23 protein-coding genes, 1 pseudogene and 1 riboswitch are annotated in these 24,546 nt (G+C 61.6%); of the genes and pseudogenes, 8 read left to right on the top strand and 16 right to left on the bottom strand.

Annotated elements, in window-relative coordinates; genetic code table 11:
- Nucleotides 1-27: 27 nt before the first annotated feature.
- The gene (locus tag NKH29_RS22205; protein ID WP_352481730.1) at nucleotides 28-393 is read left to right on the top strand and encodes a winged helix-turn-helix transcriptional regulator; all 366 of its coding nucleotides are present in this window, start codon (nucleotides 28-30) and stop codon (nucleotides 391-393) included.
- Between the two features lie 481 nt (nucleotides 394-874).
- Here the strand turns inward: NKH29_RS22205 and NKH29_RS22210 are convergent, their stop codons facing one another.
- From NKH29_RS22210 to NKH29_RS22230, 5 genes are all read right to left on the bottom strand, one after another.
- Entirely contained in the window at nucleotides 875-1,573 is a 699-nt protein-coding gene (locus NKH29_RS22210; protein WP_084642425.1) for a superoxide dismutase, read from the bottom strand.
- 113 nt (nucleotides 1,574-1,686) lie between these two features.
- On the bottom strand, nucleotides 1,687-3,252 hold the full coding sequence (locus NKH29_RS22215; RefSeq protein ID WP_023717115.1) for an adenylate/guanylate cyclase domain-containing protein: 1,566 nt from the start codon (nucleotides 3,250-3,252) through the stop codon (nucleotides 1,687-1,689).
- A 24-nt stretch (nucleotides 3,253-3,276) separates the two neighbouring features.
- Nucleotides 3,277-3,648 (bottom strand): response regulator, encoded by a 372-nt coding sequence (locus NKH29_RS22220; protein WP_023717114.1) that lies wholly within the window; start codon nucleotides 3,646-3,648, stop codon nucleotides 3,277-3,279.
- Between the two features lie 2 nt (nucleotides 3,649-3,650).
- On the bottom strand, nucleotides 3,651-6,437 hold the full coding sequence (locus NKH29_RS22225; protein WP_023717113.1) for an ATP-binding response regulator: 2,787 nt from the start codon (nucleotides 6,435-6,437) through the stop codon (nucleotides 3,651-3,653).
- The gene (locus NKH29_RS22230) at nucleotides 6,434-7,195 is read right to left on the bottom strand and encodes a Tll0287-like domain-containing protein (RefSeq protein WP_023717112.1); all 762 of its coding nucleotides are present in this window, start codon (nucleotides 7,193-7,195) and stop codon (nucleotides 6,434-6,436) included. The genes NKH29_RS22225 and NKH29_RS22230 overlap by 4 nt, the downstream gene beginning before the upstream one ends.
- Nucleotides 7,196-7,407: 212 nt before the next feature.
- Here NKH29_RS22230 and NKH29_RS22235 point away from each other — a divergent pair, with 212 nt between their 5' ends.
- Complete coding sequence (locus tag NKH29_RS22235; protein ID WP_023717111.1) at nucleotides 7,408-7,926, top strand: CAP domain-containing protein; 519 nt, start codon at nucleotides 7,408-7,410, stop codon at nucleotides 7,924-7,926.
- A 48-nt stretch (nucleotides 7,927-7,974) separates the two neighbouring features.
- On the opposite strand, the gene NKH29_RS22240 is transcribed toward NKH29_RS22235, so the two are convergent.
- The 8 genes from NKH29_RS22240 to NKH29_RS22275 form a co-directional block, all read right to left on the bottom strand.
- On the bottom strand, nucleotides 7,975-10,659 hold the full coding sequence (locus NKH29_RS22240; RefSeq protein WP_352791610.1) for an EAL domain-containing protein: 2,685 nt from the start codon (nucleotides 10,657-10,659) through the stop codon (nucleotides 7,975-7,977).
- Between the two features lie 173 nt (nucleotides 10,660-10,832).
- Entirely contained in the window at nucleotides 10,833-12,368 is a 1,536-nt protein-coding gene (locus tag NKH29_RS22245) for a DHA2 family efflux MFS transporter permease subunit (RefSeq protein ID WP_352642906.1), read from the bottom strand.
- Between the two features lie 303 nt (nucleotides 12,369-12,671).
- Nucleotides 12,672-13,850, bottom strand: a complete 1,179-nt coding sequence (locus tag NKH29_RS22250) for an HlyD family secretion protein (protein ID WP_353000592.1) — start codon at nucleotides 13,848-13,850, stop codon at nucleotides 12,672-12,674.
- Entirely contained in the window at nucleotides 13,847-14,326 is a 480-nt protein-coding gene (locus NKH29_RS22255; RefSeq protein WP_023717107.1) for a MarR family winged helix-turn-helix transcriptional regulator, read from the bottom strand. Before NKH29_RS22255 ends, NKH29_RS22250 begins: the two co-directional genes overlap by 4 nt.
- A gap of 81 nt (nucleotides 14,327-14,407) precedes the next feature.
- A complete protein-coding gene (locus NKH29_RS22260) occupies nucleotides 14,408-15,409 on the bottom strand; it encodes a FecCD family ABC transporter permease (protein ID WP_352481735.1) in 1,002 nt (333 codons plus the stop codon).
- 29 nt (nucleotides 15,410-15,438) lie between these two features.
- Nucleotides 15,439-16,383 (bottom strand): ABC transporter substrate-binding protein, encoded by a 945-nt coding sequence (locus NKH29_RS22265; RefSeq protein WP_023717105.1) that lies wholly within the window; start codon nucleotides 16,381-16,383, stop codon nucleotides 15,439-15,441.
- Nucleotides 16,380-16,568 carry a hypothetical protein gene (locus tag NKH29_RS22270; RefSeq protein WP_352588547.1) on the bottom strand — a complete coding sequence of 63 codons (189 nt, stop codon included), beginning with the start codon at nucleotides 16,566-16,568 and terminating at the stop codon, nucleotides 16,380-16,382. Before NKH29_RS22270 ends, NKH29_RS22265 begins: the two co-directional genes overlap by 4 nt.
- Nucleotides 16,569-16,608: 40 nt before the next feature.
- A complete protein-coding gene (locus NKH29_RS22275; RefSeq protein WP_352588550.1) occupies nucleotides 16,609-17,163 on the bottom strand; it encodes an ABC transporter ATP-binding protein in 555 nt (184 codons plus the stop codon).
- 24 nt (nucleotides 17,164-17,187) lie between these two features.
- Nucleotides 17,188-17,393, bottom strand: a riboswitch (cobalamin riboswitch).
- A gap of 81 nt (nucleotides 17,394-17,474) precedes the next feature.
- Here NKH29_RS22275 and NKH29_RS22280 point away from each other — a divergent pair.
- Nucleotides 17,475-17,813: pseudogene (locus tag NKH29_RS22280) on the top strand (GyrI-like domain-containing protein); the annotation flags it as partial.
- A 37-nt stretch (nucleotides 17,814-17,850) separates the two neighbouring features.
- Here NKH29_RS22280 and NKH29_RS22285 read toward each other — a convergent pair.
- Nucleotides 17,851-18,786, bottom strand: a complete 936-nt coding sequence (locus NKH29_RS22285) for a bifunctional helix-turn-helix transcriptional regulator/GNAT family N-acetyltransferase (RefSeq protein ID WP_023717102.1) — start codon at nucleotides 18,784-18,786, stop codon at nucleotides 17,851-17,853.
- 228 nt (nucleotides 18,787-19,014) lie between these two features.
- Here NKH29_RS22285 and groES point away from each other — a divergent pair, with 228 nt between their 5' ends.
- Together groES and groL are read left to right on the top strand one after the other, a co-directional pair.
- A complete protein-coding gene (gene groES, locus NKH29_RS22290) occupies nucleotides 19,015-19,311 on the top strand; it encodes a co-chaperone GroES (protein ID WP_006333965.1) in 297 nt (98 codons plus the stop codon).
- A 62-nt stretch (nucleotides 19,312-19,373) separates the two neighbouring features.
- On the top strand, nucleotides 19,374-21,029 hold the full coding sequence (groL, locus tag NKH29_RS22295) for a chaperonin GroEL (protein ID WP_352481739.1): 1,656 nt from the start codon (nucleotides 19,374-19,376) through the stop codon (nucleotides 21,027-21,029).
- A gap of 217 nt (nucleotides 21,030-21,246) precedes the next feature.
- Here groL and NKH29_RS22300 read toward each other — a convergent pair whose 3' ends face one another.
- On the bottom strand, nucleotides 21,247-21,846 hold the full coding sequence (locus tag NKH29_RS22300; RefSeq protein ID WP_352495553.1) for a TetR/AcrR family transcriptional regulator: 600 nt from the start codon (nucleotides 21,844-21,846) through the stop codon (nucleotides 21,247-21,249).
- Nucleotides 21,847-21,944: 98 nt separating this feature from the next.
- On the opposite strand from NKH29_RS22300, the gene NKH29_RS22305 reads away from it, so the two are divergent.
- From NKH29_RS22305 to NKH29_RS22315, 3 genes are read left to right on the top strand one after another with little or no spacing between them, the layout of a single operon-like run.
- On the top strand, nucleotides 21,945-22,955 hold the full coding sequence (locus NKH29_RS22305; protein ID WP_352515781.1) for a zinc-dependent alcohol dehydrogenase family protein: 1,011 nt from the start codon (nucleotides 21,945-21,947) through the stop codon (nucleotides 22,953-22,955).
- A 52-nt stretch (nucleotides 22,956-23,007) separates the two neighbouring features.
- Nucleotides 23,008-23,454, top strand: a complete 447-nt coding sequence (locus NKH29_RS22310; protein WP_023722760.1) for an OsmC family protein — start codon at nucleotides 23,008-23,010, stop codon at nucleotides 23,452-23,454.
- Nucleotides 23,455-23,470: 16 nt separating this feature from the next.
- Nucleotides 23,471-23,857: a nuclear transport factor 2 family protein gene (locus NKH29_RS22315; protein WP_352495556.1), complete on the top strand. Its 387-nt coding sequence runs from the start codon at nucleotides 23,471-23,473 to the stop codon at nucleotides 23,855-23,857.
- Nucleotides 23,858-23,863: 6 nt separating this feature from the next.
- On the opposite strand, the gene NKH29_RS22320 is transcribed toward NKH29_RS22315, so the two are convergent.
- Entirely contained in the window at nucleotides 23,864-24,475 is a 612-nt protein-coding gene (locus NKH29_RS22320; protein ID WP_023722756.1) for a LysE family translocator, read from the bottom strand.
- Between the last annotated feature and the right edge of the window lie 71 nt (nucleotides 24,476-24,546).

Below are 24,546 nucleotides of genomic sequence, written 5' to 3' on the forward strand. Positions count from 1 at the left end.
CGCACTATTCTGTAACCAGGTCCCCCCATGAAAGATGTCGTCTCACGCTGCCCGATCGAAGAGACCATGCGTGTGCTCAGCGGTCGCTGGCCCACCTTGCTGCTCTACTATCTCAAGGACGGCACCAAGCGCTTCAGCGATCTGAGGCGTGACAACCCGACCGTGTCGCACCGCATTCTGGCTCTCGAACTGCGCAAGCTGGAGGACGCCGGGATTGTGCGGCGAACGGCGCATGCCGGCTATCCGCTACGCGTGGATTACGACCTCACGACGCCCGGTCTCAAGCTTGTGCCGCTCATCGAGGCCTTGGGCAGATGGTGGGAACATACCGGGGACGACCGGGTCGGCCAGGCTCCACCGATGCCGGAAACGAGGCTAGACACAGCGGCCTAGCCGATCGTGAAAATCTGACGCTTGCTATCCGAGGCTGGACAACCGCTTTGGATAGGATCCGGCCGAATATCGGAATGCACGGACAGCGCCAGAAGCTGTCATTGCCGAGCAGATACTCTAACGTCGCGTTTGGGCCGGAAGCGGAGATCCGCTTTCGGGATGATTGGGCCAAAAAGCTGACCTTCGCGTCCAGCATAGCGTGGGCTGGTTTGCGCCACTTGCGGACCTTTGCCAATGATGCCGCGAAGGTCGCGTCTCGGACCCGTTGCTGCCCTTCGGTCACAGCTTGGGGCATATCAAAGGTGTGAACACGACAGACAAGCCAGTCGCGGAAATTGGCAACCGGGATGTCTGAACCGAAGGCGCTACCCCAGCCGGCGAACCGCTCGGTATTCGCGCGAGACGCTGAAAAAACAGCTGTGACCACGAACGCGGCCGGCTGCTGCGGCTGAAGGGACGAGGCGTCGCGATCTGCGGCCCCTCAGCCGGTCGACTTCTTGAAGTTGGCGAGGGCCTTGTCCCAGTTCACCACGCGCCACCATTCCTTGAGGTAGTCGGCGCGGCGGTTCTGATACTTGAGATAATAGGCGTGTTCCCAGACGTCGACGCCAATCACCGGACGCGCCCCTAGCTCGAGCGGCGTGTCCTGGTTGGCTGTGCTGACGATGTCGAGCTTCTTGTCCTTGTTCACGACAAGCCATACCCAGCCGGAGCCAAAGCGGCCAAGGCCAACCGCCGTGAGCTTTTCGGTCAGGCCCGCATAGCTGCCGAAGGTGCTGCTTATGGCGGCGTTGAGGTCGCCACCGGGCTGGTTGGGGCCCCCGGGAGTCATCAGCTCCCAGAAGTGAGTGTGATTCCAATGTCCCCCAAGATTGTTGCGCACGCCTTCCGGGACCTTGCCCAGATCTGCCAGAATAGCCTCCATCGGCGTGCTGGCGAGCTCGGGCCAAAGCGGCACGAGTTGATTGCAGGCATTCACATAAGCGGCGTGATGGCGGTCGTGATGGATCATCATCGTGGTCGCGTCGATGTGCGGCTCTAGTGCGTTGTTCGCGTAGCCGAGCGGTGGGAGCTTGAAGGGTTGGGTCTCCTGCGCAAAGGCCGCGGCGCCCAACAGGGTTGTGTTGGCTGCCGCGGCCGATGCTCCTGCGAGAAATAGAAGACTCTGACGCCTGTTCATGGTGTAGCTCCGGGTGAAAGTGGAACGCCAATGCTGCATGCTGTTCGTTTACGAGGTGTCGCGACTCCAAGCATCGCTTCGCGAAATTCCCTGAGGGTTAGCCATTGTTCCGATCAGTGTTGAACGAGATAGGTTTCAATCCTGCCGACACCTGCCAGTTCTACATTACAGCGCGGTTCGAGCTTCCAGGAGGTGTGCAGGGCCTGCTTGGTTGCCTCCGAAATCTGCATGCGGTCGGCCACGCCCTGGGACTCGAGCCGGCTTGCAATATTCACGGTTTCGCCCCAGACGTCGTAGACGAACCGATGCCGGCCGATCAGGCCCGCGATCACCGGTCCCGTGTGCACGCCAATGCGGATCCGAAAACCATCGTTGCCCCACGCTAAGGGCTTCAACGCGTCCAGCATGGATTTCCCCAGTGCCACGATCCTGTCGGCATGGTCAGCTGCCGGTTCCGGAACACCGCCCGCAGCCATATAGGCGTCTCCGATGGTCTTGATTTTCTCCACGGCATGCTTCTCCGCCAAGACGTCGAACGTGCTGAATAGCCCGTCGAGGCGTTTGATCAGGTCCGACGGCGGCAACCTTGCCGCTATGCTCGAGAAACCGACAATATCGGCAAAAAGAATGGTCACTTCATCGAACCGGTCGGCAATGAACTCTTCGCCCCGTTGCAGCCGTGCCACGATCTGACCGGGCAGGATCGCATGGAGAAGCGAGTCAGCCCGCCGCTTCTCCGCCTCGATCCGCTGAAGATACTGGTGCTCGCGGTCGAGCCAACGTTTCTTCTCCAAACTCGAGTTGATCCGGGCGCGCAGCAGGACCGGATTGAAAGGTTTAGGCAAGTAGTCGTCGGCCCCTGCCTCGATGCAGCGGACCACCGCGTCCACTTCGTCCAACCCCGATATCATGATGACAGGGATATGCCGCCATCGGCGCTCCGCTTTCAATCGCGAGAGCACCTCGATGCCGTTCATGTCCGGCATTAGGACGTCCAGCAGAACCAGGTCGAACTCGTGTTCCGCGAGGTGAGTCAGCGCCGACGGACCGGACTCGGCAGTGACTACCTGATGACCGTCACGTTGCAAGCGGCGCGAGAGGAGACCGCGGTTGCTGGTGATGTCGTCGACGACAAGTATGCGGCCACCGTGACCGGAGCTTGCGTCGTGCTCTGCCTTGATCAGTGCCCGTTCGAGCCCTGCCACATCGATCTCAGCCTGATCCGTGGTCCGCGGTTCCTCGCTGTCGGGTGCGCGCGAGAGGCCGGCAATCGCATCGACATGCGCCAGCAACTCAGCCGCCGCGGCGAGCATCACCCTGACATCCTCTTCCAGCGCGTATTCGTGCAATTCTTCGGCTTCTTCACGAATCATTTCGGAATAGCCGATGATGGCGTTGAGCGGCGTTCGCAAGTCGTGGCGCAGTTTCGCCTCGATCTCGACCCCTGCCCGGTTCTGATTGTCCGCTTTGCCGTGGATCAAGCTGTCGATCAGGCTACTCAATTCGCAAGCAGCGGCGCCAACCTTCTCTAGATCCGGTCTCATGTGGCCCAGACCGAGATCCTGCACCTGCTCGGTTAGCAACTCCTGAAATCCTGAGATTGCCCGCGCCGGTCCGGCGAGCTGTTGCGCCAGATGGACGGCGATCGCATGGCGTTGGAACTTGTTCTTAGCAGGCATATTTTCAAACCGTCGGTCCGCGCCTCATCGATTCGCGGCAAGCAATTGTTCAATTTTCTGGACAAGTCGCGACAGGTCCACCGGCTTGCTATCGTAGTCATCGCAGCCTGCCTCGAGTGCCATTTCGCGATCGTTGGCCATCGCGTGCGCAGAAAGCGCAATGATCGGGATCCCGGAGGTGGCCGGATCAGCCTTGATCCGCCGGGTCGCCTCCCACCCGTCCATGACCGGCAAGCTCATATCCATGAGGATGAGATCGGGCCTTTCCGAAACGGTGAGTTCCACGCCCGACTGTCCGTTTTCCGCAATGAGGACTTCGAACCCACGCCGTGACAACCGCCGCAAAAGCATGTCGCGGTTCAATTCGTTGTCTTCTACGAGAAGGATCCTCGTCATCTTTAGCTTCCTTCAGCCATGGGGGTGGTTCCGCGATCGGCAATGCTGGCACCTGTCGACCCAAGTGGGAAGATCTGGCGCTCGAGGGCCTCGACCAACTGAGACCGACTATTTGCGCCCTTGATTACAACCGCGACCGCCCTGTCGCGAAGCCACTTGAGCTCGTCCGCCGATAAATCCTTGGAAGTCACGACGACGACCGGAATGTTCTGAAGCTCGGGCACCTGCTGCATCTCGTTCAGGGTCTGGAACCCGTCCATTTCGGGCATCAGCAGATCAAGCAGGACCAGACGCGGTAACAACCGCTTCATCAGCTTGAGGCCGCGCAGGCCATCGCTTGCCTCGTGAACCCGCCAATCCTTCTTGATCAGGATACGCCGAAGGAAGTCGCGGGAGGCTTGATCGTCGTCAATAACAAGCACATCGCGGTTGCCGCCGCCGCAAGCCTCTATTGTTCGTATAAGCTTCTGGGTGTCGATCGGCTTCGTGAGGTATTCGACCGCACCGAGTGAGAGGCCGAGTTCGCGATCTGCAAGTATCGTCGCAAGGATTACCGGAATCTCGCAGAGCTCCTTATCGCCCTTCAGTGAGCGCAGCACTGACCAGCCGTCCTGATGCGGCATGATGATGTCGAGAACGATTGCGGCCGGGCGATGCGCTCGCGCCGCGGCTATGCCTTCCTCGCCGCTTGCTGCTTCGATTGATGCCAGTCCCGCCTCAGCCAAGGACCTGGCGATGAGAGTTCGGGCGGCTGGTTCGTCATCTATGATCAGAACCGCCTGCTCCGAGGGCCTCGACGACAGCGGCTCGGCGGGTTTCTGCTCGCCAGGTTCTTCGTCGCACTCGGCTGGAATCTCCATTGTGAAAGTCGAGCCTTTTCCGAACTCGCTTTTAACGGTTACAACGCCTCCGATCATGCGGCAGAAACTCCGGGTTATGCTGAGGCCCAATCCCGTCCCGCCGTAGTTGCGAGTGGTGGAGGCGTCTGCCTGCGTAAAAGCATCAAAGAGCCGTTCTTGCTGCTTTGGCGTCATCCCGATCCCGGTGTCGGACACTGTGAATATCAGCCAGTCGCCGTCCGATCTCCTCTCGCGTCGAATCGCCAGTGTTACACGGCCCCCCTCGGTGAACTTGGCTGCGTTACTGAGGAGATTGAAGAGGTTCTGACGCAACTTCGTCTGGTCCGAATGCATCTTCCCGAGGTCGCCCGCGAGGTCCATAACGAAACTGTTTCGGTTTTTCGCCATCAGTGGCGCGACTGTGGCCTGGACATCGCGCAACAAGTCGGCGACGTCGAAAGTCTCGAGGAAATTTGCCATCTTATTTGCCTCGATCTTCGACAGATCGAGGATGTCGTTGATGAGCGCGAGGAGATGGCGACCGGCCCCGGCGATCTTTTCCACATCTGGCACGAACTCATTCATTTGCTGGTCGCTCGCCTCTTCGATCAGCATCTCGCTGTAGCCAATGATCGCGTTCAGTGGAGTGCGCAGCTCGTGGCTCATGGACGCGAGGAAGCTGCTCTTGGCCTCATTTGCCGCTTCAGCATGACTCTTGGCCCGCTCGAGTTCGACCTCTCTCTGCTTCAGTTCCGTGATGTCGGTGTAAACGGCGACGGTCCCGCCGTCAGGGGTCTTTCGTTTGCTGACGCGGACCCAGCGTTCTCCGAAGCGACCCTCGTGGACGAAGCCTGCCGGATCCTTCTGGATGCGCAGCCTCTTCGCAATCCATTCCTCCGGCGACGCGCCCTCAAGGTCGACGTGCCCGCTCGCCAAGCGTCTTTTCAGAATATCCTGAAGGCTTTGCCCCGGCAGAGTAGCTCGGTCATTGTCGGGAAAGATTTCGCAGTATTTGCTGTTGGCAAGAAGGACCTTGTCCTCCGAATCGAACAGGACAAATCCGTCAGAAATCGCCTCGAGTGCCGCTCCGATCGTCCGTCTTTGCCGCTCCGCCTCATCCTCCAGTCGTTGCTTGGCAATTGCGCTCGCCCGGAAAAGCCGAAGCGTCCGCGCCATCGCGCCGAGCTCGTCCCCTCCCTCTGCCTGTATTTCGACGTCGTAGCGTCCTTCCGTCAGATTTCCGATTACCCGGTTCAGCCGCCGCAACGGTCCGACGATCGAGCGAAGAACAAGGATGGTGAGAAGTGACCCGATCATCACCACGATGGCCACCAGAACGGCAGCAGTAGTCGCCGTTTTCTGGGTTTCCGTTACGACCTCGTTGCGAGCGGCTTCTGCCTCGGCGCTCGCTCGGTCGACGAGTTTGTTAAGCGCAGCATCCACGTTTGCGCTGTGGGTGCGCGCCTCGGCGAGGAGAGTGTTGCCGATGATGCGGTTGTCTTGAGTATAGCTGTCTGCCGCCTCCAGCGCTGTTTTGACATAGGCATCCATCTCAACGCGGATTTCCCTGACCGCATCCGGTGATGATTTCGAAAGGCGGTCCAGATGTGCCAGTAGTCGCTCGCGCGCCTGCTCGGCATTACGCTGGGAATTCATCAACAAGCTAACCGACAGATCAGTCAGCCAGTATCGCAATTCGCCGAATGTTGCGTGCGCCGCAGCCGCAGTGGACGCGGCGTCGAAAAATGCTTTGGTCTCCGCAGTTCGATCTGCACTGCGATAAAGTGCCTGTGTGAGAAAGATTGACGATACGATAAGGCTGATAAGGCCGGCCGCTGTCAGCGCAGCTATGCGGGCCGAAATCGGTAGATGGGCAAAGGGACGCGCAAAGGGCCTCGCCGGCGCCGATACCGTTTCCACGCGGTGCGGTGATTGTTCCAAAGCGCTCATTTGAACAAGACGATGCTTATCGCGCCTCCCAGATCGCCCGCTTTGCCGCCCTCCTTTGGGTATCCTGTCACGTCGATCTCGCCCTTCGGCTCGCCGTGGCAGGAAAGACACGAGCCAGTATAGTATTCGGGCAGCAGCATTCGAAATGCAGGGCGCCCATCCGCCTCGGTGACTTCCGTGTAGGCTTCTCCCTTTGCTCTCTGCGGATCCAGCAAGACGCTTTCGATGATCCGTGCTTCCCATGCGTCCGGAAGCGATTTGCGGTTGCGCACGAGTTGCTCTGGCGCGGTCACGCGCACCCGAGCTTCGTTGCCGGCCTTGGCAGCGAACTTGTCATTCATCAGACGCGCAAACACCGCTGGCACGAAGCCTTTGAAAGCGGTTCCCGCGCGGTTGATGTTATCTTGCTGTTCGTCCACCACCTCTCGCATCGCCTCAATCTGGGCCTCAAGCAGACGCCGGTCGCGCTCGGTCAATCCGCCCGAAAGCGGGTCGTGGCCGGTGTGTTTTGAGTATGCGGCGATGGCTTCTCTCGTAATGCGCTCACCGTCGAGGTGCTTGTCGCCAAGAGCAGGATCATTGATGAGCGTCTGATAGTTCGAGATGATGCTTCGCCCCGCACGGAGCAATTCCGCGAGTCGCGTTCCCGTCACGACATCCTCGGTAACTCCCGCTCCGATGGCAGACGACACGACGAGTGCGCAGCCGACAAGAACAGCGGCAATGAAAGTCCGGGTCAACGTTGACATGGCGGACATTTCCGTTCCCTTCAAGGACGGCCTTTAGGGTATATTAGCATAACACGATAAAAGGCGGGGACCCAGCGGCAAACTTTGCTGGTCCGCAACGAACAGTCTGGGCGACTTGCGACCCGCGAGCTCGGCCCTTTTTGTTGCGCTGTGGGTCGGCTTGAGCGAGATTCTAATCGCCTGCCCGGCAAAAGCCATGATCACCGCTATGTCAGGCGGGCATGACCGTTGCGAGAATTGAAAATTATGAAGGCAAACCAAGCCTGAACAGGCGCATGCTGCTCAGAGCTGCCGGCCTTGGCGCCCTTGCCGGGCTCGCCGCCTGCGCAACCGCCGTGCTGCCCACCGGCGAAGGCGCCGGTGTCTCTGCTTCCGCGGCCGGCACCCTGAGCGGCATTCGGGCCTCAGCCGGTCTTGGACCGCTTGTCGCCGATCCTCGTCTCGAACAGGCGGCCTTGCAGCAGGCCGGCTACATGGCGCGCCGCGGCCGCATGAATCACACCACCGGCTGGGGCAAGGACTTTGCCTCGCGCGTCAAAGACAATGGCATTGCCGGCGCCGCCGCCGAGAACATCGCCGAAGGCCGCTTCGACCAGCAGAAGCTGTTCGATATCTGGGTGCATTCGCCAGGCCACCGCCGCAACATGCTAGACCCGCGCTTCACCCGCTTCGGCCTCGCCTATGTACGCGACGGCCGCGACAACACGCTTCGCTACTGGTGCCTTGTGCTCGGAAGATAGCACGGTTTCGCCTTTGGTCGGCGGAGTCCGTGCCGGATGATCGAGCCGTCAGTCTTTGCGGCCGCCGAGCAACTCCTCGATGTCCTGCGCACAAACCGGTCTGCTGAAATGATAGCCTTGCATTTCGTCGCAATTGTTCCTGCGCAGGAAGGCCACCTGATCATCTGTCTCAACGCCCTCGGCAATGACCCTCAGGTTGAGATTTTGCCCCAATGAAATCACCGCGCTGGCCACAGCCTGGTCGTTCTCGTCGGCGGCAAGATCCTTGATGAAGGATTTGTCGATCTTCAGCCGCGCCACGGGAAAGGTCTTGAGTGCGCTGAGGCTGGAATAGCCTGTGCCGAAATCATCGATCGAGATCTGGACACCCAGGCTTTGCAGGGCGTTCATGGTCGCGACCCCCAGGTCGATATCCTGCATGATAAGGCTCTCGGTCACCTCCAGTTCGAGGTACCTGGCCTCCAGACCGCTGTCCTTCAGCGCGCTGACGATGCGATCGATCAGGTTGCGTTCCCTGAATTGCCGCGCCGACACATTCACGCAAACGGTCAAGGACGGCAGCCCTGCGTCTTGCCAGGCTTTGTTCTGCCGACAGGCCTCATGCAGAACCCAGTCGCCGATCGGTACGATCAGACCTGTCTCCTCGGCGGTCGGGATGAACATCGTCGGCATTATCGTACCAAGCGTTGGATGGTTCCAGCGTATCAATGCCTCGACCGCAAAAACCCGACCTGACCGAAGGTCCACCTGCGGCTGGTAGAGCAGCGTGAATTCCGAACGCGCCAAGGCATTTCGCAGCTCTTCCTGAAGCACGAATTTCTCATGCGCCCGGGTATTGAACTCCGGAGCGTAAAACTGGAAATTGTCGCGGCCGAACTCCTTGGCGCGATACATGGCCGCATCGGCATTTGCCAGCAGCGTATCGGGATCAGTCCCATCCTTCGGATAGTTGGCAATGCCTATGCTGGCCGTCGCCCGCACAAGATGCGCTCCGAGCCGAACCGGTTCGGCGAGTGCCGACCTGAGCTTTTGCAAGGTCTCGGAAACGAGATCGACGTTCGCCGGCTGGTCGAAAAGCACGATGACGAATTCGTCGCCGCCAAGCCGCACGACGGTATCGGTTGCCCTCACGCAGTCGACCATGCGACTTGCGACGATCTTCAGAAGCTCGTCTCCGGCATTGTGGCCGAGCGTGTCGTTGACAAATTTGAAATTGTCCAGATCGATGAACACCACCGTCACCCAGCGATCGTATCGCTGGGCGTACAGGACCGCCTGCGAAAGCCGATCCTCGAGCAAGGCGCGATTGGGAAGCCCGGTCAGCACGTCATGATTGGCCATGAAGTGGATCCGGTCTTCAGCCTGTTTGCGTTCGATGGCGATCCCGGCGATGCGCGTGGTGAAATCGATCAGGCGGGTCTCGGCCTCGGTCGGTTCGCGCACCGTCATCGAATACATCGCAAAGACGCCAAGCACCGCGCCCTGATGCGACAGGATCGGGGTCGACCAGCACGAACGCAAACCGTGCGGCCGCGCGAGTTCGCGATAATCCTGCCAAAGCGGATCCTGCATGATGTCAGCGACAATCACCGGCTCGTGCCGATAGACCGCCGTTCCGCAAGACCCCGCCCGAGGGCCGACCGCGGCGCCGTCGACGGCGTCGGTGTAGTCTTTCGCCAGGCTCGGCGCGGCGGCGTGGCGCAAGTGGCTGCCATCCTTGTCGAGCAGCAAGACCGAACCGAATATCCCCGCCAGTTGGGACTCGACCAGACGCATGAGCCGCTCGAGCACGTCTTCGAGGGGAGCGCTCTTTGCGATCATCTCGAGGATATGCGCCTGCCCGTCGCGAAGGATTTCGGCCCGCTTGCGCGCAGTGATGTCGCGGGCAATGCCGACGAGTCCGAAAATGTTGTTTTGAACGTTGCGCAACGGCAGTTTCGTCGACAGGAACCATTTGCCGGTGCCTGACGCATCGACGACGAACTCCTCCTCGTCGATCATCGGTTGTCCGTCGCGCATCAGTTGCTGCTCGATGAGGCGAAATTTCTGCGCAAGATCCGGCGCGTGAAGGTCGAAGTCGCTCAGGCCGATCATGTCGCTCGTGCTGTCTCGACCGCTGTCGGACGCAATGGCTCGGTTGGCGACGACGAAGCGGCTTTCGGTGTCCTTCACCCACATGTAGTCAGGCACCAGGTCGATCAGCGTCTGCAAGGAGATACGCTCGTCGACGACCAAGCGGTTGGCGCTGAGCTCGCTGATGTCCTCGTGCGTGGCCACCCAGCCGCCGTCAGGCATCGGTTGATGGCAGACCTGAATTGTCCGGCCATCGGCGAGCTCGGCTGTCCAGTTCCCCGAAGCAGTGCCCGAATTGACTGCCCGGGCCAACGCCAGATAGGCGTCCGCATTCATTGCCGAGGTCCCGACAGCGACGCGCCGCTCGACGATTTCGCGCAGCGCCGCACCCGGCTGCAATTGCTCCGGCGCAAGGCGATAGATTTCCGCATAGCGCCGGTTGCACAGGATCAGCCGTTCATCGGCGTCAAAAAAGCAGATGCCTTGCGAGATGTTCTCGATCGCGGTCTGGAACCGCAGTGCCTGGTCCTGAAGCGCTGCAATCGTGGCGCGAAGCTCGCGCTCGAGCGCCTCATATGAGGCAGTCGCCAGTTGTGCCAGCGTCGTCAAATTGGCGGATTCGGGCACTTCGGCGGTTTGCCTGGATGATTTCGTGGCCAAACACAGTTCCTCCCGCTGATGCTTGAGGCAAGCAAAGGAGGCTCGCCTTCAACCCAAAAGCGAGTGCATATTGGTCGGGATATACTAATGGCAGGTGAACCGGCTTAATGCCGACCCGACCGGCACAGGCAACGGAAGCCGTGAGCCAGTCGCGGTTGCCGGAGCCGTGAGACTTAGTCCATATGCGCGGCAGGCGCTCCACCGGCGGGCGGCGCAGCCTTTGGCTTGCGCAGCAGGAAAACAAACGGGACGGCAAGCAGTGTCATCATCATCAGCAGCTTGAAGTCATTGACGTAGGAGACCATCATCGCCTGGATATTGACCATGCCATCCATCAGCGACAGCGCCGTCGGATCGCCGCCCGCCGCTGCCGGCGACGCCGCCCAGAGGTTGGGATTGAACGGATTGATATAGGCCGAGAGCTCAGCGTGGTTGATCTGTGTGTTGCGTACCAGCAGAACCGTCACCACCGACACGCCGATCGACGAGCCAAGATTGCGCACCAGGCTGAACAACGCCGTGGCATCGGTGCGGAAGCGTGCGTCGAGCGTGGCGAAGGCCACGGTGGACAGCGGCACGAACACCATTCCCATTCCAAGGCCCTGGATGACGCCGGAGCTGAGGATGAGCCAGTTGTCCATCTGCGGCGAAAAGCTCGACATCGTGTAGAGCGATTGCGCGGTCAGCAGGAAGCCGATCACGACGAGGATCCTGGCATCGATCCTGTGCATGATCCGCCCGACGAACAGCATCGCGATCATCGTGCCGACACCGCGCGGCCCCAGGACGATGCCGATAGTGAGGGTCGGATAGCCGAAGATGGTCGACAGCATTGGCGGCAGCAGCGACATGCTCGCCAAAATGAGCACGCCCATGACAAAAATGAACGCCAGCCCGGTGACGAAATTGCGATCGAGGAAGATCTTCGGGTCGATAAAGGGGTGCTCCGCCGTCAACGTGTGAATGGTGAATACCCAGAAGCCGGTGATGGAAAGACCAAGCTCGATCCATATCTCGATCGAGGAAAACCAGTCGACCTCACCGCCACGATCGAGCATCAGTTGCAGCGCGCCGACACCGAGCGAGAGCATGGCGAAGCCGAAGAAATCGAAGCTGCGCACCCGCCGGGCAACGCTGGGGAGATATGCGGCCATGCCGAGGAAGGCGATGATGCCGACCGGCAGGTTGATGAAGAACACCCAGCGCCAGTTGAAATTCTCGGTCAGCCAGCCACCCAGCGTCGGGCCAAGGATCGGTCCCAGCATGATGCCGGCGCCCCAGATGGCCATGGCCTGGCCGTGGCGTTCCCTAGGGTTGATGTCGAGCAGGAAGGTCTGCGACAGCGGCACGATGGCCGCACCGAAGACGCCTTGCATCAGCCGGAAGAGAACGATGGTCTCCAGGCTCCAGGCGATGCCGCACAGCATGGAGAAGACGGTAAAGCCGACCACCGCCGTCAGGAACAGTTCCTTGCGACCGAAGCGGTCGGCAAGCCAGCCGGTCACCGGCGTCATGATCGCGGCGGCAACGATGTAGGAGGTCAGCACCCAGTTGATGTTGTCGGGGGAGGCGCCGAGATCGCCGGTCATGGTCGGCAGCGCAACGTTGGCGATCGTCGTGTCGAGCGCCTGCATGATCGTCGCCAGCATGAGCGCAACTGTGATCAGGCCGCGGTGCGGCACTTCGCGAAAGGGTTCTGGGCTGCTCATGACGTAAAACTTCCAGCAGGTAACAAAAACGTGTACATTAGGTTTCCGGACGGCGAGGCCCCGCTGTAGAGAGACCCTCATCGCGGTGGGACGCGAGCATCGATGTGGGGGTTACATCGACTGAGCGTCTCGACAAAGCGGGCGCCTGCCGCCCGGAAACCTGAGGACCGAAGATCCTGCGCGCGTTGTCTGCTCAGGCAGGCTACAGCGCAGCGCGTCTACGCATTCAACTTTTCCTGCGTCTCCCTCGGACCAATCCTGCATCCATCTCGCTGTTTGCTATGCGGCCGCTGTTCGGCCTCTTTACTTGGCCTCGCCTGCCGTCGCGCTGTGGAAAATGCTCGGCAGCCCGCGGGAAACGCCGGTGTCCACCGTGACCGTCGCGCTCATGCCGGTGCGCAGCGCCGTCTTGGCGTCGGCATCGGTCAATTCCAGGCGGACCGGAATGCGCTGCGTGACCTTGACCCAGTTGCCGGTCGCGTTCTGCGCGGGCAGCAGCGAGAACTCGGCCCCGGTGCCGGCGCCGATCGCCTTGACGGTGGCTTCGAACGTCTTGCCCGGATAGGTATCGACCATGATTTCGGCCTTCTGGCCTGGCTTCATGTTGGTGAGCTGGGTTTCCTTGAAATTGGCGTCGACCCAGGTGTCGCCGGTCTCGACCAGCGAAAACAGCGGCGTGCCCGAACCGACATACTGGCCGACCTTGAACGAACCGGCCTGGCTGATGATGCCGTCGGCAGGTGCCTTGACCGTGGTCTGGACCAGATCGTAGGCCGCCTTGTCGCGTGCGGCGAGCGCCGCCATTACCGTTGGATGCTTGTCGGTCTCGATGTCGGGATTGCCGCCAAGTGCCGCCTTGGCGCTGGCGATCCCTTGCTGGGCCATGGCCAGCTGCTGCTTCGCCTTGTCGAGGTCGTTCTTGGCTTCGTCCAGAGACGACTTGGCGTTGATGCCCTTGCGGGCAAGGTCGGCGGCGCGGTCATATTGCGACTGCGCGTACTGGACCTGGCTTTCGTCGGACTTCTCCTGCGCCAGCGCCTGGCTGTAGGCCGCACGCAGCTGCTCGACATTGAGCCGTGCGCCAGCCACCGCCGCGTCGGCCTGGGCCAATGCGATCCGGTAGGGCTCGGGATCGATAGCGAACAACACGTCGCCCTGCTTGACAGACTGGTTGTCGAAAATGTCGACCTGAACGATGCGGCCCGCCGTATCGGCGGCTATCGACACCTTGGCCTGCTGCAGATTGGCGTTCTCGGTCTCCTGATAGCGGCCGCCGGTCACCCAGACATAGCTGCCGCCGGCGATCAACGCAGCGGGCAGCACAAACATCAAAAGGAAGCGGCCGGCACGACGCTTCTTCTTCGGCGCCACTGGCGCCGGAGCTACCTGCGGAGCGACCGTTACCGGAGCTGCCGCCGGCTTCGCGGGAGCTTCCATCTCCAGCTTGGCCGCATTCTTATCTACTTTGGCTACCGCGTTCATGCTGCTGCGCCTTCCGTATTCTTCACTTTTTCCGAGGGCGGCGTCTCACCATCCGCAAGATTCTGCACCATTGTCTCCAGCGCCTTGACCAGGACGCGGCGATCTTCCGGCGAAACGCCAACGAGCGATTCCTCATACACCTCGCCGGCAAGGCTCTTGACGTGGGCGTAGGCTGCGTTCGCCTTGGCGGTCGGGAAAATCATGCGCACTCGTCTGTCGGTTGCGTCGGGACGGCGCTCGATCCAGCCGCCCTCCTCCATGCGATCGACAAGGCGCGAGACGCTGATCGGCTCGATTTCGAGAAGCTCGGCAAGCCGCGCCTGCGCGACACCCGCCTCCTTGGCGACACGGACCAGAAGCCGCCATTGCGCCGAAGAAAGGCCGAAACCACTAGCGCGCGCCTCGAAGCGCTTGCGCATCAGGCGCTGCACGTCGTGGATCAAAAAGCCCAATCTGTCGATGCCGTCGGAAACCATGAGCGACATATATAATAAGCGTGCTCATAATTCAAGGAGCCGGATTGTGCCAGAAGCCGGTAAGTGTGCATGGCAGTCACATCATGAGCGATTGCGAATGAGCATCGTGACCACGAAGAAAGCGCCGACCGAACTGGTGATGATGCCGATCGGCAGTTCCTGCGGCGGCAGCAGCGTGCGCGCGAGAAGGTCGCTTGCCAGCAACAGCACCGCTCCGAAGAGGGCGCAGCTTGCAATCAGGCGCAGATGAAGCGGGCCGGCCAGGGTCCTGGACAGATGTGGGATCATCAAGCCAACGAAACCTATGACGCCTGCGACCGAGACAAGGATCGCCGTCGAGAAAGCGGCGACGAGAAATGTCATCCTGCGCATCCGCGCAACCGGGACGCCGAGGCTTTCAGCGGCATTCTCGCCGGCCAGGAAAGCGTCGAGCCGGCGGTGGTTCCAAAGTCCATAAACAAGGATGGTGCCTGCGCCCAGAGCAGCCAGCTCGATATTGTCCCAACGGGCCAGCCCGAGCCCGCCCATCGTCCAGAACAACACCGAGTGAGCGGCGCGCTGGTCTCCGGCAAAGACGAGATAGTTAGTCAAGGCGGTGAACATGAACGAGACGGCAAGCCCGGCGAGGATCAGCCGTTCGGGGCCTTGCCCCCTCACCCGCGAAACCAGCAAAAGCACGATGCCGGCGGCCAATACGCCGCCCGTGAAGGCCGCGACCGGCAACGTCCAGATACCGAAATGGTCGCCAAAAATGGTGATGACGGAAACCGCGCCGGCCGCGGCTCCGGACGACAGGCCGAACAAGAACGGATCTGCGAGGTCGTTGCGCGTTACCGTCTGCAGCAGCGCGCCGATGACGCCCAGCCCGGCGCCGACACAGATGGCCATAATCGTGCGCGGTAGCCTAAGATCGAGGACGATCTTGGCAATCGGGATCTTGCCGGCCGGACCGGACACGATGTCTCCGTCCAGCCCGGCGGCATGTCCGAGCGCAGCAATCACGTCGCTCAACGCGATGACCGTCGATCCATAGGCAATCGACAGCAGAGCAAGAGCGGCAATCGCTGCTGCTCCTGCTGTCATCGCCAATTCGAACGCTCTCTGGCGCAAGCTCAGAAAGCTTCCGGGTGCATCGCCCTGGCGATCTTGCCGATCGCCTCGATGTTGGCAGGCCCAGGCGTCAGTTCGGCATAGCGCAGCGCAATGAAGTGCTCATTTTTGACCGCCTCAGTCTCCTTCATCGCCGGATGAGCTTTCAGGAAATCGAGCAGTTTTCTGTAGCCGCCGTCCTGGTAGTCGAGCAGGATAAGAAATTGCGGATTGCGGGCCGCCACCGTCTCCCAATCCGTATTGCCCCAGCTCGTCGGCATGTCGGCCATGATGTTGTCGCCGCCGGCTGCGGCGATCATGGCGCTGGGGATCGCGAACTTGCCTGATGTGAAGGGTTTGTCTTCGCCGGAGTCGTAAAGAAACACACGCGTTCCCGTGCGGTCGCCGATCTTTGCCGTGATATCGGCGAGCTGCGCCTTCCAGTTCGAAACAAGCTTTCCCGCCTCCGCCTCCTTGCCAAAAATCTTGCCCAGCTTTTCGACATCACCATAGAGCAGGTCCATCGAGGCTGCGGGGCGGTTCTGGTCGAGATGGACGCAACTTTCCGTCGGCACCAGCGTCTTGATACCGTGCGGGGCCAGCGTATCGGGCGTCACCTCGCCGCCAGGCTTCATGCCGTAATACCAGCCGGCGAAGAAGAAATCGGGCTCGACGGCGACGAGGTTTTCGAGGGTCGGGTATTTCGGCGCGAGTTCCGGGATCGCGCCCTGCTCGGCCTTGAATTCCGGACCGACCTTATACCATCCGGTGATGCCGGTCAGGCCGACGATCGATGGTTGCAGCCCCAGCGCGAAGGCCATCTCCGCCATGTTCAGATCTTGGATGACGGCGCGCTTCGGCGCGGCGTCGAACGTCAGCGGCGTGCCGCAGCTATCAACGGTTACCGGGAAAGCGAAGGCGGTCTGGGCAAGTAGGAGGGAGGCAAAAGACAGTACGAGGCGTTTCACGGATGTTGCTCCTTGGTCAAATCGGGATGTGAAGAGGCGCGGTTCGGAACGTCGAAGACCGTGAGTTCGCGGTCTTCGGTGGGATGGCGCAGCCAAAGCACGTCAACGCCGAAAATCTCGCGGATCAACTTCTTGGTCAGCGCCTCGCGCGGACTGGCAAGTGCCTGCAGGCGGGCCTCGTTCATCACCGCGACCCTGGTGGCAAATGGCGTGACAAGCGACAGATCATTGAAGCACCGCCACGACGGTCATGCCAAACTGCGATACGAGTTCGAGAAGGTCGCTGCGGGCGCGCGGATCGAGATGATTGGTCGGTTCATCGAGGAACAGGATTTTGGGCTCCTGGGCGATGGCGCGCGCCAACTGGGCGCGTTGCCGCTCGCCACCGGATAGCGAGCCGATCGTGCGGCCGAGCAGCGGCAGCAGGCCGGTTCTGCGAAGTGCTTCAATGACGATGTCGCGTTGCTCGCTCCACCGACGCAAGCCGGCATGCGGGACGCGCCCAAGCTCGACGTAGTCGATCACGGCAAGCCGCGGATCAGGCTGATCGGTCTGGCCAACGACCGCCATGTGCAGTGCCCGCTCGGCGGCCGAAAACCTCTCCAGCCGGCGTCCGGAAAATCTCACATCTCCCGCGCTTGGCCGCAGCGTACCGCATAGCATGCGCAGCAGCGTCGTCTTGCCGGCGCCGTTGGGGCCGATGATGGCGAGGCGGTCGCCCGCCGCTACCGAAAGGCTCACCGCGCTTACCAGGCACCGGCCGACACGACCGATGTCCACGTTTCCTCCCGGCACACCCCGTCCGGTCAACTCATGCTGATGGCAGGTCTCCTGGCTCGCGGGTCTTTGCGCCATCCTGCCTTCCCAGCCTTGCCGGCCAGTGGCATTTCGGATTTTGCTCGCCGCTTACAGTTGCGGGGGGCAGCCACGGCCTCGATCCAAAGGATCTCACCGTGTTCCCTTTTCACCCCTTGCCTTGCGACTCGGGGACCATCAGTCAGCCACCCTAGTTTTCCGCCAATCACAGCGCAATAAGTCTTGTCAGAAGGAGCCATATAGACCTCGTGATGTAATAACGTTACATTTAAAAGGACATTCCTGGCGAGATCGGCGACGTCGCCTATGGCGTCTGCGTCAACGGCGACAACGCCGGCAATTTCGACTACATCGCTGGCGTCGAAGTGTCCGATTTTTCGGACCTGCCGAGGGAGTTTTGGCGTGTGCGCGTGCCGGCGCAGAAATACGGCGTGTTCGCCCATCGTGACCATATCTCGACCATCCGCCGCACGGTCAACACGATCTGGAACAAATGGCTGCCAGCCTCTGGGCACGAGATCGCCGATGCGCCGGAATTCGAGCGTTACGGCCCCGAATTTGATCCGCGCAGCGGCAATGGCGGGCTGGAAATCTGGATACCGATCAAAGGGTGAGGCACGGCAGGCCGACGCCGAAGCGCCGGAAGCGCTGCTACAGTTCCAGGTTCCAGTTCTGGCCGACCAGATCCCTGCCGAAGGAATGGTGGCACTCCTCGTTGGTCAATTTAAAGCCCACAGACTCATAGATGTGGCGGGCGGCGGCGAGCACGTCGTTGGTCCACAGCGTCAGTGTCCTGTAACCCGTGGCGCGGCAAAAGCCGATACATTCCTCGACCAGCCGCTTGCCGATGCCGAGACCTCGCGCCGAGGGCTCGACGTAGAGCAGGCGCAATTTCGCCACCGCGTCCGACTGGCGCACGACGAAGACGGAGCCGACGACCTCGCCTTCCCGCTCGGCGATCCAGCTGCGTTCCCATTTCGGATCGAAGGATTTGACGAATGTGCCGAGGATTTCAGCGACCAGCGCCTCATAGGTTTCGTCCCAGCCATATTCCTGCGCGTAGAGCAGGCCCTGGCGATGGATGATCCAGCCGATGTCGCCGACCTGCAGAGGCCGCAGCGTGTAGGGAATGTTGGGTTCGGCGGTCGCGCCCAGCAGACGCTGCACCGTCTGCATGGCCTTGACCAGCCTGTCCTGTTCGGGAACCGAAAGCCGGTCGAGCAATGCCGCGACCTGGTCGTGCGAGCCCTGGTTCAGCGGCGCGAAAGCCTGCCGCCCGGCCTTGGTCAGGGCGATCGACGAACGCCTTGCATCCGCCTCGATCGTGGCGCGCTCGACCAGATGACGTTCCTCGAATTTCTTCAGCAGCCGGCTGAGATAACCGGGATCGAGGCCGAGATCGCGCCCAAGGTCCGTGGCGGTCAGGCCATCGCGATGCGCCAGTTCATAGAGCACCCGCGCCTCGGTCAGCGAGAAGGTGCTTTTCAGCAGCCCTTCGTCGAGCAGCCCGATCTGGCGGGTATAGAAGCGGTTGAAGGCTCGCACCGCGTCGATCCGCTCCTTGCCTGGGTGATGATGAATGGTCATGGCATCCTCCTGCCGGTAAGATCAGCCATTTAGTTGACTTGGTCAAGTATCTGTTTGAAGCATCCGTTTGAAGCAATTGTTCTGATGATGCTCACCGGGCGCCTTGACTCGCGCGAGTTGCCAGACTATTTCAGCGCCACGTTAGCACTCCCCCAAGATGAGTGCTAACCATGTCCGGCGCCGCCGGACGGAGGAACTGTTCTCACCATTCTCATCGAGGAATAAAAAATGGCAAAGTCGAAGTTCCGCCCGCTTCATGACCGCGTGGTCGTTCGTCGGGTCGAATCCGAATCCAAGACCGCGGGCGGGATCATCATCCCCGACACGGCGAAGGAAAAGCCGCAGGAAGGCGAGATCATCGCCGTCGGTTCCGGCGCCCGTGACGAAGCCGGCAAGCTCGTCCCGCTGGACGTCAAGGCCGGCGACCGCATCCTGTTCGGCAAGTGGTCGGGCACCGAAGTCAAGCTCAATGGCGAAGACCTTCTGATCATGAAGGAAGCCGACATTATGGGCATCATCGGCTGAATATCGGCCTCACCCTCATTTAAATCTTCGGGCTCAATCCAAGCCCCTGCCAGGAGCTAAAAATGGCTGCCAAAGACGTAAAATTCTCCCGCGACGCTCGTGAGCGCATGCTGCGCGGCGTCAACATCCTCGCCGACGCGGTGAAGGTCACGCTCGGCCCCAAGGGCCGCAACGTCGTCATCGACAAGTCGTTCGGCGCACCGCGCATTACCAAGGACGGCGTCACCGTCGCCAAGGAAATCGAGCTTGAAGACAAGTTCGAGAACATGGGCGCGCAGATGGTCCGCGAAGTTGCTTCGAAGACCAACGACATCGCCGGCGACGGCACCACGACCGCGACCGTTCTGGCACAGTCGATCGTCCAGGAAGGCCACAAGGCGGTTGCCGCCGGCATGAACCCGATGGACCTCAAGCGCGGCATCGACCTCGCCGTCGCCGACGTCGTCGCGACGCTGATCAAGAACGCCAAGAAGATCAAGACCTCGGAAGAGGTTGCCCAGGTCGGCACCATCGCCGGCAATGGCGACGTTTCGGTCGGCTCGATGATCGCGGAAGCGATGCAGAAGGTCGGCAATGAGGGCGTCATCACCGTCGAGGAAGCCAAGACCGCCGAGACCGAGCTCGAAGTCGTCGAAGGCATGCAGTTCGACCGCGGTTATCTCTCGCCCTACTTCGTCACCAACGCCGAGAAGATGGTTGCGGATCTGGAAGACGCCTACATTCTTCTCCACGAGAAGAAGCTCTCCAACCTGCAGGCCATGCTGCCGATCCTCGAGGCTGTCGTGCAGACCTCGAAGCCGCTGGTCATCATTTCGGAAGACGTCGAGGGCGAGGCCTTGGCCACGCTCGTCGTCAACAAGCTGCGTGGCGGCCTGAAGATCGCCGCCGTCAAGGCGCCTGGCTTCGGTGATCGCCGCAAGGCCATGCTGGAAGACATCGCTATCCTCACCGGTGGCCAGGTCATCTCCGAAGACCTCGGCATCAAGCTCGAGAATGTCGGCCTGAACATGCTCGGCCGCGCCAAGAAGGTGTCGATCTCCAAGGAGAACACCACCATCGTCGACGGCGCCGGCAAGAAGGCCGAGATCCAGGGCCGCGTCGCCCAGATCAAGCAGCAGATCGAGGAGACCACCTCGGACTACGACAAGGAGAAGCTGCAGGAACGTCTCGCCAAGCTGGCGGGCGGCGTTGCCGTCATCCGCGTCGGCGGTGCGACCGAAGTGGAAGTCAAGGAAAAGAAGGACCGCGTCGATGACGCCCTCAACGCGACCCGTGCGGCCGTCGAAGAAGGCATCGTTCCCGGCGGCGGCGTCGCACTGCTGCGCGCTTCGCTGAGCATCAAGGCAACCGGCGCCAACTCCGACCAGACCGCCGGCATCAGCATCGTGCGTCGCGCGCTGCAGGCTCCGGCCCGTCAGATCGCGGCCAACGCCGGTGCGGAAGCATCGATCGTTGCCGGCAAGATCCTTGAGAACAAGGGCGCGACCTTCGGCTACAACGCCCAGACCGGCGAATATGGCGACATGATCGCCATGGGTATCGTCGATCCGGTCAAGGTTGTGCGCACGGCTCTGCAGGACGCGGCCTCGGTCGCCGGCCTGCTGGTCACCACCGAAGCCATGATTGCGGAGGCTCCGAAGAAGGAGTCGGCTGGCGGCGGCATGCCTGGCGGCATGGGCGGCGGCGGCATGGGCGGCATGGGCGGTATGGATTTCTAATCCAACCCATCAGCCTTCATGTACGGAAAGGGCGGCCGAGAGGTCGCCCTTTTTCGTTGATGGGACGGAGGATGAGAGGCGGTCCGATTCCAAAGCAAGCGGAAGCATACCCCTGACCGTTTCTTCGGCGTCGGCGCAGAACGTGAATTGCAGAGCTGGAGCGTCGGCCCTTCGGCAGGGCTCCGCGCTGGCCTCGATGCCGTGGAAGCGCGAAACGTCAATGCGCCGTGACTGCGATCTCTTTCGCCGGCAATGCCCCCTCAATCAGCGCCGCGACCTCATCGGCTACCGCCAGCACCGGGGCGCGGTCGCGGGTGGCGCGTGCGATCACCATCAGCCCTTCCAGCGATGATTCGACCAGCAGCGCCAGCGCGTGCGCGCGGCGCTCGGGCACCCCTGCCCTGACGAAGGCCGCCCTGAGCAGGCCTATCCATTGCTCGAAGGCCGACCGGCACAACTCAGCCAACTCCGGCATGTCGGTCGGCGAATCCAACACCACGGGCGCGATCGGGCAACCGAGCGTGAACTGGTTGTCTTCCAGCATGCGCGCGACCGATTGGTAGATGTGGTGGACCGCCACCGCCGGATCTTTTTCGGCAGCGAGCGCGGCGTCCAGCCTCTGCGTCACATCGGCGACGCTATCGCGCGTAACCTCGACGACCAGCTGATCCTTGCCGCCCGGAAAGTGGAAGTAGAGCGAGCCTCTCGGTGCGCCTGAGGCGCTCAATATGTCGTTGAGCGACGTGCCGTGGTAGCCGCGCTGCCTTAGCAGCAGCGCCGTCGTCTCGAGTATGCGGGTGCGGGTGTCGTTCGCCATGTCAACCTCTGTCAGGAATGAGCATTATAGGCCTTGCCTCGAATATGACAACCGGTCTATATAATATGTAGATCAGTCTATATATCAGCGAGGGGCGAATGCGTAGTTACCGTCTTGAAGGAACCGGCGTGACCAAGTGCCTGGTGATGCGCGACGGGACGCAGCCGACGCCGAAGCCGCACGAGATCGTCGTGCGTGTCCGCGCCACATCGCTCAACCGCCGCGATACGATGATCCTCAACGGCACCTATCCGCTGACGCCGCGCCAAGGCGTTATCCCGCTGAGCGACGGTGCTGGGGAAGTCGTTGCCGTCGGAGATGCCGTCACCCGCTTTGCCGCCGGCGACCGCATCACCGGCAGCTATTTTGCACGCTGGATTGATGGCCGCATCAATGCCGGGCTGATCGACCAGCTTGGCTGCACGCTGGACGGGATGCTGACTGAATACGCGGTGCTCGACGAGCAATGGGCGGTGTGGCTTCCCGATCATCTCGACTGGCATCAAGCGGCGACACTGACCTGTGCCGGCCTGGCCGCTTGGAATGCCGTGACGGCGGCCGAGATGCCGAAGCCCGGGCAGTGGGTTCTGGTCATCGGTTCAGGTGGCGTCGCGCTGTTTGCGCTGCAATTCGCCAAGCTGCTCGGCTGCCGGGTCGTGGCCGTCAGCTCGCGCGGCGAGAAGCTGGACCGGCTGCGGGCGCTGGGCGCCGACCTCGTCGTCTCGACGGCCGACATGCCGGAATGGGGTGCAGCTGTGCGCGAGCAAACCGGTGGCATCGACCTCGTCGTCGAGACCGGCGGCCCGCCGACCTTCGCGCAATCGATGATCGCCTGCGCGCTTTACGGGCGCATCGTGCTTCTCACCATACAGGATGCGAAAGGCGGGACGGTGCAGATCCCCGGCCCGGTCTACCAGCGCAGCCTCGCCACCATCAGCCGCCTCTTCGTCGGCAATCGCACCAACCTCGAAGCCATGCTGCGCGCCATCTCGGTGCATCGGCTTAAGCCTGTCATCGACAAGGTGTTCGCCTTCGACGAGGCCCAAGACGCCTACCGTTATTTCCAGCAAGGCGACGTCTTCGGGAAAGTGGTCGTCGACGGCGCCTGACTGGTTCGCCCCCAAAATCTGATTGACCCCCTCAAATCAAAGGAGAGACACAATGACCATTCGTGAAGCAGAGGCCCAATGGCAGGGATCGTTGAAAGAAGGTTCGGGCCGGCTGAGGCTAGGCAGCGGCGTATTCGAAGGCGCCTACTCCTTCCCGTCGCGTTTCGAGAACGGTCCCGGCACCAACCCGGAGGAATTGATCGCGGCGGCGCATGCCGGCTGCTTCTCGATGGCGCTGAGCGCCATCCTGGGCCGCGAAGGTTATACTCCCGCACGCATTCACACAATCGCGAAAGCGCATCTCGGCGCCACCGCGGCCGGACCGACGATCACCCGTATCGAGTTGGAGACGGAGGCAAGCGTGGCCGGGCTGGCTGCCGGGGATTTCGAGCGGCTGGCGCAGACAGCCAAGGAGAGCTGCCTCGTGTCGCGGGCGCTGGCCGGCGTCGCGGCGATCACGCTCAAGGCCCGCCTCGTCGAAACCGTTGCTGATCACTGAAGGGAAGGAATATCCAATGACACAGGAACTCATCATCGACATCGCCGCGGCAAAACGCTCCGCCGAAACGGCCGAGATCATGCGGCGCTACAACGACGTCTTCCAGCGCCACGACGCGTCGGCGCTCGACGATCTGGTGGCGGAAGATTGCGTGATCGAGAACACCACGCCGGCCCCGGACGGCGCCCGCCGCATCGGCAAGGGCGCCTGCGTCGAACTGTGGTCGGCGATCGCGACCGGACCCGGCATGCGCTTCGACATCGAAGAAACCTTCGTCGCCGGCGACCGGGCGACGATCCGCTGGCGCTACTGGATGGCCGACGGCAATTCGCTGCGCGGCGTCAACCTGATGCGTGTGGCGGACGGGCAGATTGTCGAGGCCATGGGCTACGTGAAGGCATAAGGCTGTCTACCGGTCCGCCAGCGCCAGTTTGGCGCCGAGCATGACAAAGGCTCCGGCGAAGGTGCGGCGCATCCAGGTCAGCACCTTTGGTCGCGACACGACATGGCTGCGGATCGACGCCGCGAAGATGCCGTAGCCGACAAAGACCACGAAGGTGAGCAGCATGAAGACGCTGCTGAGCTCCAGCATCTTCGACAGCGCATGCGATTCGGTGGTGCTGACGAATTGCGGCAGGAAGGCAAAGAAGAAGATCGACAGCTTCGGATTGAGGATGTTGATGAGGATGCCCGAAGTGATCACTTTGCCGGCCGAGCGCGGCGCGACATTTTCGTCGACGCTCAGGCCGCCCTTCTCCTTCAGCGTGTTCCAGGCCATGTAGAGCAGGTAGGCGACGCCGAGATATTTCAGCGTCTCGAAGGCGACGGCGCTGGTGTGCAGCAGAGCCGCGAGGCCGGTGATGGCGGCCGCCATATGCGGAATGATGCCGAGCGTGCAGCCGAAAGCGGCAATGATGCTGGCACGCGCACCACGCGAAAGCCCGGCGCTCAGCGTATAGAGAACGCCAGTGCCGGGCGAAGCCACGACAATCAGCGACGTCAACAGGAATTCGATGCTCACAGATGGTCTCCCGGTGCTGGCCCTGCCGCCGGCAGCGTAATCAGCGAAACGTGCGGGCACAAGCCAGCCTG

This window comes from Mesorhizobium sp. M1295 (genome assembly GCF_040318135.1).
Taxonomy (GTDB): Bacteria; Pseudomonadota; Alphaproteobacteria; order Rhizobiales; family Rhizobiaceae; genus Mesorhizobium.